15 protein-coding genes are annotated in these 15,585 nt (G+C 70.8%); 10 read left to right on the forward strand and 5 right to left on the reverse strand.

The features are described 5' to 3' along the window. Both DW299_RS01135 and DW299_RS01140 read right to left on the reverse strand, forming a co-directional pair. Positions 1-641, reverse strand: a 641-nt coding sequence (locus DW299_RS01135) for a YcnI family copper-binding membrane protein (RefSeq protein WP_136032865.1), incomplete at its 3' end; no start/stop codon positions are given. Between the two features lie 83 nt (positions 642-724). Beyond that, positions 725-1,309 carry a hypothetical protein gene (locus DW299_RS01140; RefSeq protein WP_136035341.1) on the reverse strand — a complete coding sequence of 195 codons (585 nt, stop codon included), beginning with the start codon at positions 1,307-1,309 and terminating at the stop codon, positions 725-727. A gap of 65 nt (positions 1,310-1,374) precedes the next feature. On the opposite strand from DW299_RS01140, the gene DW299_RS01145 reads away from it, so the two are divergent. Further along, positions 1,375-2,688 (forward strand): M50 family metallopeptidase, encoded by a 1,314-nt coding sequence (locus DW299_RS01145; RefSeq protein ID WP_136035342.1) that lies wholly within the window; start codon positions 1,375-1,377, stop codon positions 2,686-2,688. Between the two features lie 21 nt (positions 2,689-2,709). On the opposite strand, the gene DW299_RS01150 is transcribed toward DW299_RS01145, so the two are convergent. After that, complete coding sequence (locus DW299_RS01150) at positions 2,710-4,593, reverse strand: chorismate-binding protein (protein ID WP_136035343.1); 1,884 nt, start codon at positions 4,591-4,593, stop codon at positions 2,710-2,712. 215 nt (positions 4,594-4,808) lie between these two features. On the opposite strand from DW299_RS01150, the gene ispG reads away from it, so the two are divergent. Together ispG and DW299_RS01160 are read left to right on the forward strand one after the other, a co-directional pair. Next, the gene (gene ispG / locus DW299_RS01155) at positions 4,809-5,960 is read left to right on the forward strand and encodes a flavodoxin-dependent (E)-4-hydroxy-3-methylbut-2-enyl-diphosphate synthase (protein WP_205812722.1); all 1,152 of its coding nucleotides are present in this window, start codon (positions 4,809-4,811) and stop codon (positions 5,958-5,960) included. 50 nt (positions 5,961-6,010) lie between these two features. Next, positions 6,011-6,877 carry an alanyl-tRNA editing protein gene (locus tag DW299_RS01160; protein WP_136035344.1) on the forward strand — a complete coding sequence of 289 codons (867 nt, stop codon included), beginning with the start codon at positions 6,011-6,013 and terminating at the stop codon, positions 6,875-6,877. On the opposite strand, the gene DW299_RS01165 is transcribed toward DW299_RS01160, so the two are convergent. Continuing rightward, positions 6,846-8,303: an RNB domain-containing ribonuclease gene (locus tag DW299_RS01165; RefSeq protein ID WP_136035345.1), complete on the reverse strand. Its 1,458-nt coding sequence runs from the start codon at positions 8,301-8,303 to the stop codon at positions 6,846-6,848. The two genes, DW299_RS01160 and DW299_RS01165, sit on opposite strands and share 32 nt — an antisense overlap. Positions 8,304-8,408: 105 nt before the next feature. Here DW299_RS01165 and DW299_RS01170 point away from each other — a divergent pair, with 105 nt between their 5' ends. From DW299_RS01170 to DW299_RS01180, 3 genes are all read left to right on the forward strand, one after another. Then, positions 8,409-9,464, forward strand: coding sequence for a zinc-dependent alcohol dehydrogenase family protein (locus DW299_RS01170; protein ID WP_136035346.1), 1,056 nt, complete (start codon positions 8,409-8,411; stop codon positions 9,462-9,464). 130 nt (positions 9,465-9,594) lie between these two features. Further along, positions 9,595-10,365, forward strand: a complete 771-nt coding sequence (locus DW299_RS01175) for an isocitrate lyase/PEP mutase family protein (protein ID WP_136035347.1) — start codon at positions 9,595-9,597, stop codon at positions 10,363-10,365. Positions 10,366-10,405: 40 nt separating this feature from the next. Then, complete coding sequence (locus tag DW299_RS01180; protein ID WP_136032880.1) at positions 10,406-12,163, forward strand: proline--tRNA ligase; 1,758 nt, start codon at positions 10,406-10,408, stop codon at positions 12,161-12,163. An 18-nt stretch (positions 12,164-12,181) separates the two neighbouring features. Here the strand turns inward: DW299_RS01180 and DW299_RS01185 are convergent, their stop codons facing one another. Beyond that, positions 12,182-12,682: a pyridoxamine 5'-phosphate oxidase family protein gene (locus DW299_RS01185; protein WP_136032881.1), complete on the reverse strand. Its 501-nt coding sequence runs from the start codon at positions 12,680-12,682 to the stop codon at positions 12,182-12,184. Between the two features lie 140 nt (positions 12,683-12,822). Between DW299_RS01185 and DW299_RS01190 the strand changes: the two genes are divergently transcribed. The 4 genes from DW299_RS01190 to DW299_RS01205 form a co-directional block, all read left to right on the forward strand. Further along, positions 12,823-13,863, forward strand: a complete 1,041-nt coding sequence (locus DW299_RS01190) for an LOG family protein (RefSeq protein ID WP_136035348.1) — start codon at positions 12,823-12,825, stop codon at positions 13,861-13,863. 106 nt (positions 13,864-13,969) lie between these two features. After that, complete coding sequence (nusA, locus tag DW299_RS01195; protein ID WP_136035349.1) at positions 13,970-14,953, forward strand: transcription termination factor NusA; 984 nt, start codon at positions 13,970-13,972, stop codon at positions 14,951-14,953. A gap of 76 nt (positions 14,954-15,029) precedes the next feature. Next, on the forward strand, positions 15,030-15,269 hold the full coding sequence (locus tag DW299_RS01200) for a YlxR family protein (RefSeq protein WP_240744613.1): 240 nt from the start codon (positions 15,030-15,032) through the stop codon (positions 15,267-15,269). A 94-nt stretch (positions 15,270-15,363) separates the two neighbouring features. Continuing rightward, the coding region (locus DW299_RS01205) for a translation initiation factor IF-2 N-terminal domain-containing protein (RefSeq protein WP_136035350.1) at positions 15,364-15,585 on the forward strand (222 nt) is incomplete at its 3' end.

The following is a 15,585-nucleotide window of genomic DNA, read 5'->3' on the forward strand; positions in this document are numbered from 1 at the left end:
AGGAGCCCGCCCGTGCCGAGGGCGATGCCGAGCGGGTCGGCGGCCGTGGCGGCCGCGTCGGCGTCCGCGGTGTCCGCCTCCCCGTCGCCGTGGGCGCCATGCATCGACGCCTCCGCATCCGTGACCGTGACGACGGGAGCGGGGGCATCGAGCGCGTGCGGGTCCTCACCCTCCTCGGCGAGCTGCGTCCATTCGGTCGCACCGTCGACGCACTGCTGCACCACCGGGAAGGCGAGCGTCTCGGGCGTCTTCTCGTCGAGCCCGACCGACATGCTGACCGCGCCGCGGAGGTCGGTCGGCACCGGCGTGAGCGCGGTGTACGTGACGGCGCTCACGAGGCCGTCGTCACCGCGCTCGACCTGGATGGTCCAGTCGCCGTCCAGGGTCGGGGCGACGGAGGTGAGGCCGTCCGGCATGGTGATGCGCAGTGCCGTGGTCGGCGAGGTGCCGCAGCCGTGGGCGAACGAGAACGTGAGCACGCCGTGGTCGCCGGCGGCGAGCTCATCCGGGCTGACGGACACGTGGGCTCCCGCCATGAGCGGAACCGCGAGGGCGAGGGCGACCCCGCCGAGCGCGCCGGTCGTGGCGACGAGGGCCCGGCGGGAGCGCGGACGACGGGGGGACGTGGTGGTACGAGACATGATTCTCCAGAAAAGGTGTGCGGGCGCGCCGGAGGGCGCGCAAAGGGTGGCCGAGGGTTCGGCCGTGATTCTCGGGCGGCGGGTCAGCCGCGTGCGCACACCGGGGGGCCGCGCCGGGAGACGGCGGCGGCCACGGCACGGTCGAGGGGAGCGAAGCGCAGCGGACGCAGCGGGGTCGGGCGGCGATGGCCGGAGAAGCCCGTCGGCGACGCGCGACGCACGAGAGCGCGGAACCAGCCGGCGACGGCCCGCAGGAGGCGTTCGGCGTGCCACACCAGCAGAGTGGTCAGCACGGCGGCGCCGGCGTGCGCGAGGAGCATCGTCGCGTCGACGGGCGCGACGGAGACGGTGCCGCTCAACGCTGCCAGGTCGAAGTGATGGACGTGCGGGCCGATCGCCCCGTCGACGTCCGCGGTGGGGGAGCCGAGCAGCTGGAACACCAGGTGGAACACGGCTTGAGACACGAGCACGGCGACCGCGACGCGCCAGCGCGACCGGCGGAGCCCGAGGAGGGCGGCGGTCGGTGCCAGGAACAGCACCGTGACCGCGAGGATCAGCAGCGGGTGGGGTGCCGCGCCGCCTCCGATGGTGTGGGACACCGCGGCGATGAGGGTCGCGGTGGCGGACACGGCGGCGGCGCGCAGGAGTCGCAGCTGCCGGGTGGTCACCATCCCAGCCTAGCCAAGCGGCGCGGGCGGGGCGGATTCCTAGCTGCGGGCAGTACCGTGGGCGGGTGGAAATCCTGCTCTATGTGGGCGGCATCCTGTTCATGCTGATCGGCCTCGGCCTCTCGATCGGTCTGCACGAGGTCGGCCATCTCGTCCCCGCGAAGCTCTTCGGCGTGCGCGTCGGCCAGTACATGATCGGCTTCGGCCCGCGGCTATGGTCGAAGCGGATCGGCGAGACCGAGTACGGCTTCAAGCTGCTCCCGCTCGGCGGGTTCATCTCGATGTCCGGCATGTATCCGTCGTCGAAGGGGGAGCGTCCGGCATCCGGGGTGTTCCGCACGCTCATCCAGGACGCCCGCTCGGCCAACGACGAGACGATCGCCGAGGGCGCGGAGGACCGGGTCTTCTACAAGCTGCCGGTGTGGAAGCGCGTGATCGTGATGCTCGGCGGTCCGCTGATGAACCTGGTCCTGGCCGTGGTGATCTTCACGGTGCTCGTGTGCGGCATCGGCGTGCAGCAGGGGACGACGACCATCTCCGCGGTGAACGAGTGCGTGGTGCCCGCGTCGTCGACCGCCACCGAGTGCGCCCCGGACGACCCGGAGTCCCCCGCGGCGGAGGCGGGGGTGCGACCCGGTGACGTGCTGGTGTCGATCGACGGTCAGCCCGTGTCGACCTTCGAGCAGGCGACGACGATCGTCCAGGCCTCGCCCGGCGAGACGCTCGAGCTGGTGGTGCGCCGCGACGGGGCCGAGCAGACGCTGAGCCTCACGCCCATCGCGGCGGAGCGCACCATCACCGACGCGAGCGGGCGGCCCGTGCTCGACGATCAGGGCGACCCGGTCGTGCGCGAGGTCGGGTACGCGGGGATGATCTCGCAGATGGGCTTCGTGCAACAGCCGCTGAGCGCCGGACCGGAGATGGCCGCCGAGAACGTCGCGAGGGTGGCGTCGCTCATCGTCACGCTGCCCGTGCGGCTGTGGGATGTGGGTGTGTCCCTGGTCACCGGGGGCGAACGCGACCCGAACGGCCCGTTGAGCGTCGTCGGCGTCGGGCGCCTGGCCGGCGAGGTCGCGGCGACCGATGCCCCGATCCTCAACCGGTTCGCCGTCCTCCTGGGGCTGCTGGGGTCGCTCAACGTGGCGCTGTTCGTGTTCAACCTGATCCCGCTGCTGCCGCTCGACGGCGGTCACATCGTGGTCGCGCTGTGGGAGGGGATCAAGCGGGCATGGGCGAAGCTCTTCCGGCGCCCGCCGCCCGCACCCGTGGACGCCACCCGGCTGGTGCCGCTGACGGTGGTGGTGGCCGTCCTGCTGATCGGGATGGGGGCGCTGCTCCTCGTCGCCGACCTGTTCAACCCCGTCAAGCTGCTCGGCTGACCGGCCCGGCACCGGCGCCGGTCACGCGAGGGCGTACGACACCAGGCGTTCGAGCGTGCGGATGCCGTCGCGCGACAGGATCGACTCCAGGTGTCCCTGCACGGACGCGAAGCGCGGGCCGCGGAGTGCGAACACGTCGCCGGAGCCCGGGTGGGCGGAGACCTCCGCATCCCCGATCCTCGTGACACCGGGTGTCACACGCGCGGTGAAGGTGTTGTAGAACCCGATCGAGGCGTCCTCGCCGAACACGGGCACCGACTTCTGCAGTCCCTGATGCGGGGCGGCCAGCGGGACCAGCGCCGCGCCCTGACGGTCCGCGAGGATCTGGTGGCTCAGGCACACGGCGAGCAGGGGGGCCTCGGCGTCGAGCCGTCGCTCCACGACCGCGCGCATCCGGGCGATCCGCGCGCTGCCGGTGTCGCGGGGGTCGCCGGGGCCGGGGCCCGCGACGACGAGGTCGGCCGCGGCCACTGCGTCGTCGGTCACGGCATCCCAGGCGGAGATCGTCACGTCCAGGCCGAGGTGACGCAGCTGGTGGGCGAGCATCGTGGTGAAGCGATCCTCGGCATCGACCACGAGGGCGGAGCGCCCCGTGAACGGGCCGGTGAACTCCTCGCCCTGCGGGTTCAGCCAGAACTCGGCGAGGCGGGCGTTGCGGGAGGACAGCAGCGCGGCGATCTCCGGGTCGTCGGCGAGGGAGCGGCGTGCACCGGGGGCATCGGCGTCGCTGCGAGCCTCGGCCGCACGGTCGCGGTCGATCGCCCCGATGGCGCCGAGCACGCCCGCCGCCTTGCCGTGGGTCTCGGACACCTCGCCGTGCGGGTCGGAGTGGCGCACGAGGGTCGCGCCGACGGGGACGCTGAGCTCGCCGTCGGCGAGATACACGGTCCGGATGAGGATCGGGGCGTCGAGGTCGTGCCCGCCGTCGGCGTTCGGGGTGAACAGCGCTGCGACGCCCGAGTAGTAGCCGCGGGGCTTCTTCTCATGGCGACGGATCACCGCGCACGCGTTCTGCATCGGTGAGCCCGTGACCGTGGGAGCGAACATCGTCTCGCGGAGGATGTCGCGCGGATCCATGCCGCTGCGTCCGCGGAGCATGTACTCCGTGTGGGTGAGGCGGGACATCTCCTTGAGGTGCGGGCCGGTGATGCGCCCGCCGTCGGCGCAGACGGCGCTCATCATCTTGAGCTCCTCGTCCACCACCATGAACAGCTCCTCGGTCTCCTTGGTGGAGGCGAGGAAGTCGGCGAGGGTCTCCTTGGTCGAGCCCCCGGCCGGATGCCGGAAGGTGCCGGAGATGGGGTTCATGGTGACGACGCCCTCACGCGCGACGACGTGCGCCTCCGGGCTCGCGCCGACCGCGATCCGCCCCGGGGTGACCACCGCGAACGTCCAGTACGCCCCGCGCTCATGCGCGAGCAGGGCACGGAACCACGTGAGGGCGGCCGTGCGGTCGTCGGTGTCGATGCTGGCGGTGTAGTCGCGGCGGATCACGAAGTTCGCGCCCTCGCCGCGTCCGATCTCGTCGGAGATGACCGTCTCGACGATGGCCGCGTACTCCTCGTCAGCGATGTCGAAGCCGCCGTCGCGCAGGGGGACCGACGAGGTCGGCAGCGCATCGAGCACCGCAGGCGTCGGCAGGTACAGGTGCTCGTCCACCACGATGCAGCGCAGGGGAGCGCCGTCGTCCTGCGCGACGAAGCCGCGCTCGCGCACCTGGCGGTAGGGCACCAGTGCGAACACCTCACGCGGCACGCCGTCCGCGGTGAGCGGGATGTCGGCGAGCAGGTCGACGTCGACGACCTCGCCCGTGAGCAGCTCGACGGAGTCGGCGCCGTCGCGCGCGATGAGCACGAAGGATGCGGACGGATCGGCGCTGAGCTCGGCGAGTCGTGAGAGGGTCATCGATGTCTCCTGTGCAGGGCTCCGGCTCGGCGCAACGAAAAGACCGCCCCGGAGGCGGTCTGGATTCGTGGGAACGCGAACACCGCCTAGGAGGCGGGCCACCAGGTGAGGTTCGCGAGCATGGGGCGAAACTACCACACGCGGCACCCGCGACCCGGGCGGATGACGGGCCGCGCATCCAGCCCGCGTGCATCCGGGCGGCGTAGGCTGAGGGGGTGCCAGCTGTGAACCTTGGGATGCCTCGCATCCCCGAAGTCCTCGCCCCGCGCCGCAAGTCCCGCCAGATCAAGGTCGGCAAGGTGCTCGTGGGCGGCGACGCCCCCGTCAGCGTGCAGTCGATGACGACCACCAAGACGACCGACATCAACGGGACCCTGCAGCAGATCGCCGAGCTCACCGCCTCCGGGTGCGAGATCGTGCGCGTCGCCGTGCCGTCCCAGGACGACGCCGACGTGCTGCACATCATCGCGAAGAAGAGCCAGATCCCGGTGATCGCCGACATCCACTTCCAGCCGAAGTACGTGTTCCAGGCGATCGATGCGGGCTGCGCGGCCGTGCGGGTGAACCCGGGCAACATCCGGAAGTTCGACGACCAGGTGGGCGCGATCGCCAAGGCGGCGCAGGACGCGGGTGTCTCGCTGCGGATCGGCGTGAACGCCGGGTCCCTCGACCGCCGCCTGCTGGAGAAGTACGGCAAGGCCACGCCCGAGGCGCTCGTCGAGAGCGCGGTCTGGGAGGCGTCCCTGTTCGAGGAGCACGACTTCCACGATTTCAAGATCTCCGTCAAGCACAACGACCCGGTCGTCATGGTCAAGGCGTACCGCCTCCTGGCCGAGCGGGGCGACTGGCCCCTGCACCTCGGCGTGACCGAGGCCGGGCCGGCGTTCCAGGGCACGATCAAGAGCGCGACGGCCTTCGGCATCCTGCTCGGTGAGGGCATCGGCGACACCATCCGCGTGTCGCTGTCGGCGCCGCCCGCCGAAGAGGTGAAGGTCGGCCACCAGATCCTGCAGTCGCTGAACCTGCGGGAGCGCAAGCTCGAGATCGTGTCGTGCCCGTCGTGCGGTCGCGCACAGGTCGACGTGTACACGCTCGCGGAAGACGTGACCGAGGGTCTCAAGGACATGACGGTGCCGCTGCGTGTCGCCGTCATGGGGTGCGTCGTGAACGGTCCCGGTGAGGCCCGCGAGGCCGACCTGGGCGTCGCCTCCGGCAACGGCAAGGGGCAGATCTTCGTGAAGGGCGAGGTCATCAAGACCGTGCCCGAAGAGGACATCGTCGCGACGCTGATCGAGGAGGCGAACCGCATCGCCGCCGAGATGGGCCCGGACGCACCGCTCGGCACCGCGCAGGTCGTCACGGCCTGACCGTCGTCCGCACCCCGATCGCCATCCCCGCCGTATCGCACAGGAGAAGCATGTCCTCGCCCACCGTCGTGACCTTCGCCACCGGCTCCACGAGTGGAGAGGGCGTCGTCACCCACGTCGAGAGGACGCCGGAGGGCGTGGTGGTCGTGGTGGACGAGACCCCGTTCCACCCCGTCGACCACACCTGGCCCGACCAGCCGGGTGATGCCGGGACCCTCACGGTCGACGGCTCCTCCGTGGCCGTGGTGGAGGCCGTCATGGCGGCCGTGTCCGACGACGGCACGTTCGCGGTGGGTGCCGACATCCCCGTCAAGCGCGGGGCGGAAGGGTGGACCTGGCTGGTCGGCCACCGCCTCACGGGCGACGCCCCGGCGGCCCTGGTGCCCGGGGTCGCCGCGCGGCTGGACGTCGATGCAGACCGTCGCGCTGGCCTGAGCCGCGGGCACACCGCCTGTCATCTCGCGTCCCTCGCCCTCGACCTCGCGGTCGCCGACCTGTGGCGCAAGGACCCGGGCGCCGATGCCCTCGGCACCCCCGACTTCGAGGGGCGCGCCAACCAGACGAGCCGCATCCACGCGGATGGCGCCGTCGACGAGTACCGCCTGGGCAAGAGCCTGCGCCGCGCGGGCTTCGACACCGAGACCTTCGCGTCGACCCTCGCCGACCGCGAACAGCGGATCAACGCACAGCTCGAGGCGTGGGTCGAGTCCGCCGCCGCGAGCCGCGTCGAGACCGAGGGTCCGACGATCGTGGACCGTCGCCGCTGGCACTGCGAGCTGCCGGAGGGCGAGGCCGTGATCCTGTGCGGGGGCACCCACGCGCACTCGCTCGACGAGTTCGTCGCGATCCGGGTGGCGTTGGACCTGTCGGATCCTCAGCTGCTCGTCATGACGACGACCGCGACTCCCGCGGCCTGAACTCTTCGGCGACGCCCTCGAACTCCACCTCGGCCTTCGCGATGTCCGCGCGCGCCACGCGCACGCGGAGGCGATCGCCCGGCTTCACGCCGACGGGAGCGGGGGCGCTCGCCGTGACCGCGGGCTCGGCGATCTGGATGGTCACGCGCTCGCCGCGATCCTCGACGACGGTGGCGTCGAGCTCGGTGCCGACCAGCGGGGTCAGCAGCGCCGCCTCCACGGCGTTGACAGTCCCGGACGCCAGCCGGGAGGCGCGCTGACCGGACTCCTGCATCAGGCCTGGCAGATCGGCGAGAGAGTCACGCACCCATGCCGGTACGGGTGCGCCGCTCGAGACCGCCAGGCAGATCGCCAGCGACCACCGGTCGACGAGTCGCCGCAGGGGCGCGGTCGCATGCGCGTAGGGGGCGGCGATGGCGGCCTGGACGGCGTCGTCCGGAGCCGTGCCGTCGAACACCAGATAGCCCGCGCCGCGGAACAGTGACGACGCGGCTTCGAGCACGGGCAGCGTCAGCGGGTCGTCCCTGTCCAGACCGCGCAGGAACTCGCCATAGGTGCCGTCGGTCCACGGGCGACCGAGGGCGATCGTCTGCAGGCGGAACGTCTCGAAGGCGGCATCGTCGGGCTCCGGCATCGTGCGCAGGATGCCGACGCCCGCACCCAGCATCAGCTGCGCTGCCGCCATCCCCGTCATGATCGACAGCTGAGCGTTCGCCTCCTCGATCGGGAGGGGACGGCGACGCACGATCGCGTAGCTGCCGTCCTCCGCGCGCACGACCTCCTCATCGGGGAGGTTGAGGCTGGCCCCGCCACGCGTCCGCTCCCGCTCGAGCCGAAGGGCGCCGATCTCCGGGAGGAGCGCCGCTGGTCCACCCTCGCCGCGATCGAGGGCGGCCTGCGTCGTCGCGTAGTCGAGCTGGGCGCGGGAGCGGATGAGCGCCCGTTCGAGCCGGAAGTCGCCGACCTCCCCGGTCTCGTCCAGCGCGAAGGTCCACACCAGCGCGGGGCGGTCGGCGTCGGCGAGGAGGGAGGCGCGGTCCTCGCTGAGCACGGGAGGGTGCAGCGGGATCGTGCCGTCCGCCGCGTACAGGGTCTGTCCGCGCCGACGGGCTTCCGCATCGACCGCCCCGCCGGGCTCGACGAAACCGGGGACGTCCGCGATCGCGTAGCGCACGGTGTACCCCGACGAGGTCTTCTCCAGGTGGAAGGCCTGATCGAGGTCGCGCGAGCCCGCCGGGTCGAGCGTCGCGAAGGGGATGTCGCGCAGGTCGAGCTCGGGTGTGGATCCGCTGGCGCGCTCGGCCTCGGCGAGCACGTCGGGTGGGAACGAGGTGGGGGCGTCGAGCGCTTCGCGGAGGTCGGCGAGCGCGGCGGCGAGCTCGGTCTGGGCGGCGGAGGGAGCGACATGGGACCGGCGCTGAGGCATGGCTCCCACCCTAGGCCGGGAAGCCCCGGTCTCCGGAGGCGTTCTGTCGGTGGTGGCGCGTAACATTTCACCGACGACGTCAAGGTGACGCCGGAAGGGACAGCCATGAAAGCACTCGTCTACCACGGAGCCGGTGAGAAGCGATGGGAGGAGGTTCCGGATCCGACCATCCTGGCGCCGACCGACGCGATCGTCCGCATCGAGGCCACGACCATCTGCGGCACCGACCTGCACATCCTCAAGGGCGATGTCCCGGCCGTGACCGAGGGGCGCATCCTCGGTCACGAGGGTGTCGGGGCGATCACCGAGGTCGGAGGAGCCGTGACCGATCTCGCCGTGGGGGACCGCGTGATCATCTCGTGCATCACCTCGTGTGGGAAGTGCGACTTCTGCACCGCCGGGCTGGCATCGCACTGCCGAGCCGAGGAGGGGGCGTCGGGGATCGGCTGGATACTCGGGCACCTGATCGACGGCACGCAGGCGGAGCTGGTGCGGATCCCGTTCGCCGAGACCTCGCTGCACCGGCTTCCGGATGGCGTCTCCGCCGAGACGGCGGTCGTGCTCAGCGACATCCTTCCCACGGGCCACGAGATCGGGGTGCAGTACGGCGGCGTGAAGGCGGGCGACGTGGTCGCCGTCGTCGGCACCGGGCCGGTGGGCCTCGCGGCGATCATGACCGCGCAGCTCTACGGGCCGAGCAAGATCATCGCGATCGACCTCGACGCGAACCGTGTCGAGCAGTCCAGACTCTTCGGGGCCACGCACGGCGTGGTCTCCGGCGCCGAGGACTGGCGCGATCAGGTGCTCGCCCTGACCGACGGGCTCGGCGTCGACGTCGCGATCGAAGCCGTGGGTGTTCCGGCGACCTGGGGCATGGCGCTGGACATCGTGCGCCCCGGCGGGCACGTCGCCAACGTCGGAGTCCACGGCGCACCCGTCGACTTCCCGATCGATCGCCTGTGGATCCAGAACCTCACCATCACGACGGGCCTGGTGAACGCCGACACGGCGCGCATGCTCACCCGGCTCGTCGCCGAGGGTCGGATCGATCCGGCGGTGTTCGTCAGTCACCGCTTCGCGCTGGACGCCATCGAACAGGCGTACGACACGTTCGCGCGGGCCGCGGAGACGAAGGCGCTGAAGGTGGTGCTCACCGCCTGAACGCACAGGGGACAGAGGGTCGGCATGGGGGGATGCCGACTCTCAGCATCCGTCGGCGCCCCGCGACCGGGCGAGACATCATCCCCACCACTGCGGCCCTCGCGTCCGTGCCGGGCGTTAGCGTGGGGACATGACCACTGCTGCGAAGGCTCAGACCCTTGTCGGACTCTATGACGCGCCGGAGATCCTCCGCGTGGTGAACGTGTGGGACGTCGTGTCGGCGCGCGCGGTCGCCGCTCTGCCCGAGACGAAGGCGATCGCGACCGCCGGACACGGCATCGCCGCGACCTTCGGCTACGACGACGGCTCCACCCCGCGCGAGCTGATGATCGACATGGTGGGACGCATCGCCGCCGCCGTGCAGGTCCCGGTCACCGCCGACCTCGACGACGGCTACGACGACGCGGGGGAGACCACGCGGCTCGCGATCGCCGCCGGTGTCGTCGGGGCGAACGTCGAAGACCGGCTGAAGCCGCTCGACGAGTCGGTGGCCGCGGTCGAGGCGATCGTGAAGGCGGCCGAGGCGGAGGGCGTGCCGTTCGCGCTCAACGCCCGCACCGACGCGTTCGTGCGCGCGGGGCACCGTCCCGTCCAGGAGAGCGTCGCCGATGCGATCCAGCGCGGCCGCGCTTTCCTCGACGCGGGAGCGACGGCTGTGTTCGTGCCCGGGATCCTCGACGCGAACGTGACGCGGCAGCTCGTCGAGGGCATCGGCGAGCGCAAGGTGAGCGTCATCGGCATCCCCGGTGCGCTCGCCGCCTCGGAGTACGAGAAGCTCGGCGTCGCCCGCATCTCGTACGGTCCGCTGCCGCAGCGGGTCGCGCTCACGGCGCTCCAGGAGCTGGCCGAGAGCCTGTACGCGGGCGGCGTCGTCCCGCAGGGCCTGCCCGCCCTGAACTGACGCGGCGGGACGGGGGACCACGGCTCACTACACTTGAGCCGTGGTCACTCGTCTCTCGAACTTCTTCCTCCGTACACTCCGTGAAGACCCTGCCGGTGCAGAGGTCGCCAGTCACAAGCTGCTGATCCGCGCCGGGTACATCCGACCGCAGGCCGCGGGCATCTTCGCGTGGCTGCCGCTCGGGCTGCGGGTGAAGGCCAAGATCGAGACGGTTATCCGCGAGGAGATGGCCGCCGCGGGTGCCCAGGAGGTGCACTTCCCGGCGCTGATGCCGCGGGAGGCTTACGAGGCGACGGGTCGCTGGGAGGAATACGGCGATCTGCTGTTCCGCCTCCAGGACCGCAAGGGGGGCGACTACCTGCTCGCCCCGACGCACGAGGAGGCCTTCACCCTGCTCGTGAAGGACCTGTACTCGTCGTACAAGGACCTGCCGCTGACGATCTACCAGATCCAGGACAAGTACCGCGACGAGGCGCGGCCCCGCGCCGGCCTGCTCCGCGGCCGCGAGTTCACGATGAAGGACGCCTACTCGTTCGACGCCTCGGACGAGGGGTTGGACGTGAGCTACCAGTCTCAGCGCGACGCCTACGAGCGGATCTTCCAGCGCCTGGGACTCGAGTACGTGATCGTGCAGGCGGATGCGGGCGCGATGGGCGGCTCGCGCAGTGAGGAGTTCCTCCACCCCACCCCCGTCGGCGAGGACACGTTCGTGCGCAGCGCCGGTGGTTACGCGGCGAACGTGGAAGCGTTCACGACCGAGGTGCCTGCGCCCGTGCCGTTCGACGCCGACGCGACTCCGGTGATCTTCGACTCGCCCGACACCCCCACCATCGAGACGCTCGTCTCGCACTGCAACCGTGAGCTGGAGGGCGAGTACACGGCGGCGGACACGCTCAAGAACGTCGTGCTCGCGCTGACGCACCTCGACGGCACCCGCGAACTCGTCATCGTGGGCATCCCCGGCGACCGCGAGGTGGACGAGAAGCGCGCCGAGGTCGCCTTCGCTCCCGCCGAGGTCGAGACCGCGACCGCGGACGACTTCGAGAACAACCCTCTGCTCGTCAAGGGCTACATCGGTCCGTGGTCACCCACGGGCGCGGTGCTGGGGGAGGAGTCCGCCACCGGCATCCGGTACCTCGTCGACCCGCGGGTGAGCGAGGGCACCAGCTGGATCACCGGGGCGAACATCGACCAGAAGCACGCCCACTCCGTCGTGATGGGCCGCGACTTCGCCGCCGACGGCATCGTCGAGATCGCGAACGTGCGCGCGGGTGACCCCGCGCCCGACGGCTCCGGTCCGGTCGAGCTCGCGCGCGGCATGGAGATCGGCCACGTCTTCCAGCTCGGTCGCAAGTACGCCGAGGCGCTGGGACTGAAGGTGTTGAACGAGAACGGCAAGCTCGTGACGGTGACGATGGGCTCGTACGGCATCGGTGTCACGCGCATCCTCGCGATCATCGCCGAGCTGAACAACGACGACAAGGGACTGATCTGGCCCGCGTCCGTCTCCCCGTTCGACGTCCAGGTGGTGGCGGCGGGCCGCGACCAGGTGGCCTTCGACGTCGCGGAGGAGATCTCGCAGCGGCTGGAGAGCGCGGGACTCGATGTCCTGTACGACGACCGTCCGAAGGTCTCGCCCGGCGTCAAGTTCGGCGACGCCGAGCTCGTCGGTGTGCCGCGCATCCTGATCGTGGGTCGCGGTGCCGCCGAAGGACAGGTCGAGCTGTGGGATCGGCGCAGCGGCGAGCGTGACGCGCTGTCCATCGAGGAGGCGGTCGCGCGACTCACGTCGCGCTGACCTCGGTGACCGCGCGGCTCAGCAGGTGATGCGGCCGTGATCCATGGTGTCGTCCGGGGTGTCGTGGGTCACGAGGGCTTTCAGCGCCCCGGCGGCCATCGCGATCTTCCCCTTGGCGGGTTCCCAGAACTCGGTGACCCGCGGGGTGACCCGCAGGAGGGCGATGCCCGGCGTCTCCAGGCCGTCGGCGAACCAGATGTCGAGTGACGGCGAGTAGAGCTCTTCCATCTTGGCGCGGTCGTGCACGACCTCCGCGGTTCCGGCGACGGAGACGTAGCGCATGCCCTTGGAGTCGCAGTACGCGAGCCCCACGTCGTGGTTGCGGCGTGCCTCATCGACCTTCTCGGTGTCCTCCGCGGTGAAGAACCAGATGTCTCCCGCGTCGTCCATCTGCCGGGTGGACATCGGGCGGCTCACGAGGTGGCCGTCCTCGTCGACGGTGGTGAGCATCGTGATGTCGATGTCCTCCACGAGCTCGGAGACGCGGGCGAGGGCTTCAGGTCCGGTGATCTCGGTCATGGAGCCAGGATGCCCCCGCCCGGTCGCCGCCGCAGGGGCGTTGACAGGGGCGGACGAGCGTGCTGACGCCGCGCGTAGTGCTCCGCCGCGCGGACGGCGTTGCGGGGCCCGATCGCGTGCGAACATGACACGCTGGTGACATGGCCGAACAGTCCCTTCCTCCCGCGCTCACGTCCGAGATCAACGCCGTGCTGGACGAGACGGGCGTGCACGCGGATCGGCGCCTGGTGATGCGGATGCTCCGGACCGCGCTGCAGCTGGGGGAGGACGGCACGGATCGCCTCGACCTCAAGATCGCCTCGGCGGCGCTGGCCGAGATGCGCGACGCCTTCCGTCTGTTCGCACCGTTCCGCGGTGTGCCGAAGGTGACGGTGTTCGGCTCCGCCCGCACGCGCCAGGACGACCCGCTGTACGTGCAGGCGCGGGACGTGGCCGCCGCGCTCGCCCGCGATGGCTGGATGGTGGTCACGGGTGCCGGCCCCGGGATCATGCAGGCCGCGGCGGAGGGGGCGGGCCCCGCGCTGTCGCTCGGTGTTTCGATCCGGCTGCCCTTCGAGGAGAAGGCCAACGCGGTCGTCGCAGGTCAGGACCAGGTGGTCGCGATGAAGTACTTCTTCACGCGCAAGCTGATGCTGATCAAGGAGTCGAGCGGGTTCCTCTGCCTTCCCGGCGGGTTCGGGACGCTGGACGAGATGTTCGAGCTCCTCACGCTCCAGCAGACGGGGAAGGCGGAGCCGACGCCCATCGTGCTGCTCGACGAGAAGGGCGGGTCGTTCTGGGAGGGGATGCGTCGCTTCGTCGACGAGCACCTCGCGCCGATGGGTGTGATCTCGGAGGGCGACTTTGATCGGGTCGTGATCACCGATTCGGTGGAGGCGGCGAGGGCGGAGATCACGGGCTTCTGGCGCAACTACGACTCGCTGCGCTGGGTGGGGGACGCGCTGGTGCTGCGGCTGCGCGCGGAACCGACCGAGGCCGAGGTGGCGGAACTGAACGAGGCGTTCGGCTCGATGCTGTCGGACGGTCGCATCGAGCGGACGCCACCGCTGCCGCCCGAGGCGGCCGACGACGATCGCCTCGACCTGCCGCGTCTGATGCTGCACCTGGATCAGCGCCAGGTCGGCAACCTGTTCCGCCTCATCGGGGCGATCAACGCGCTGCCGTCCGCCCCGACCGCCTGACCTGCCCCCGCCCCTGCCGCGTGGCCGGGGTCTCCGACGCACGGTATCGTTGTACGGATGTCGCGCGTGCGATCAGGCGCGACGAGAGCTGAATAGGGAGGCCGTCATGGACATCGAACTGAGTCTGCTGCGAGGGATCGAGAAGGAGAAGGCGATCCCGTTCGACGAGCTCGTCGCGATCATCGAGCAGGCGATCCTGACCGCGTACTCCAAGCACGTGTCGCCCGAGGGGGCGGCGCCCGAGGGCGTCCGCGTCGAGCTCGACCGTACGACAGGGCACGTCGCCGTGCTGCAGGTCGTCCGTGACGAGGAGGGCGCGGTCATCGGCGAGGAGGACGCGACCCCCGACGACTTCGGACGTATCGCCGCCTTCGCCGCCAAGCAGGTCATCAGCCAGCGCCTCCGGGACATCGCCGACGACGCCGTGCTGGGCGAGTTCAAGGGGCGTGAGGGCGACATCGTCGCCGGCGTCATCCAGCAGGGGCCCAACCCGCGGATGATCCACGTCGACCTCGGCTCGGTCGAGGCGATCCTCCCGCCGGAGGAGCAGGTGCCCGGCGAGGAGTACAGGCACGGCTCGCGTCTGCGCGTGTACGTCACGAGCGTCGCCAAGGGGCTCAAGGGGCCGCAGATCACCGTGTCGCGCACCCACCCCGGCCTCGTCCGCAAGCTGTTCGCGCTCGAGGTGCCGGAGATCGCAGCCGGACTGGTCGAGATCGTCTCGCTCGCGCGGGAGGCCGGTCACCGTACGAAGATCGCCGTGCGCGCGAACGACCCGTCGATCAACGCGAAGGGCGCGTGCATCGGCGAGCTCGGGCGCCGCGTACGCGCCGTCACGGAGGAGCTGTCCGGCGAGAAGATCGACATCGTCGACCACGACCCCGACCTCGCGACCTTCGTCGCCCATGCGCTGTCACCGGCGAAGGTCACGAGCTCGTTCGTGCTCGACGCCTCCACCAAGGCGGTCAGGGCGCTCGTGCCGGACTACCAGTTGTCCCTCGCGATCGGCAAGGAGGGGCAGAACGCCCGCCTCGCCGCCAAGCTGACCGGCGCGAAGATCGATATCCAGCCGGACAGCGTCCTCGACTGATCGGACTCCGCGGCCCGCCACGCCCCGGGGCGGGCGAACGCGGACGGAACGCAGGTGTAAGATGGATCCCGTACGAATGTGCGTCGGTTGTCGCACGCGTGCTCCCCGCTCCGCCCTGCTCAGGGTGGTGAGCCAGAACAACACCCTCGTCCTCGATGAGCGTGCTGTCCTGCCGGGACGAGGCGCGTGGGTGCATCCGACACAGGAATGCATGGATGCCGCCCTGCGGCGCCGTGCTTTCGGACGTGCACTCCGTGTGTCCGCCACTCTGGACACGCAGACCATCGAACAGCATCCGCTGAGAACCAAAGGCTGAACGGCTATGGAAACAAAGTGAACGGCTCGAAATGAGACCCGTCCGCGACTAGTGGTCTGCCCTGTCTGGGCAGACCGACCCAGACAGGAGAATTGTGGCTGGTAAACCACGCGTACATGAGATCGCCGCTGAACTCGGCGTCGACAGCAAGGTCGCCCTCGCGAAGCTCAAGGAGCTCGGCGAGTTCGTGAAGAGCCCGTCGTCGACGGTCGAGCCCCCGGTGGCGCGCAAGCTGCGCGCCGCGATCGAGGCCGACCCGTCGCTCAAGGCGTCCGGCGAGCCCGCGGCGGCCAAGCCCGGGCCCAAGCCCGCGGCG

This window comes from Microbacterium sp. K35 (assembly GCF_004794375.1).
Lineage (GTDB): Bacteria > Actinomycetota > Actinomycetes > Actinomycetales > Microbacteriaceae > Microbacterium > Microbacterium sufflavum.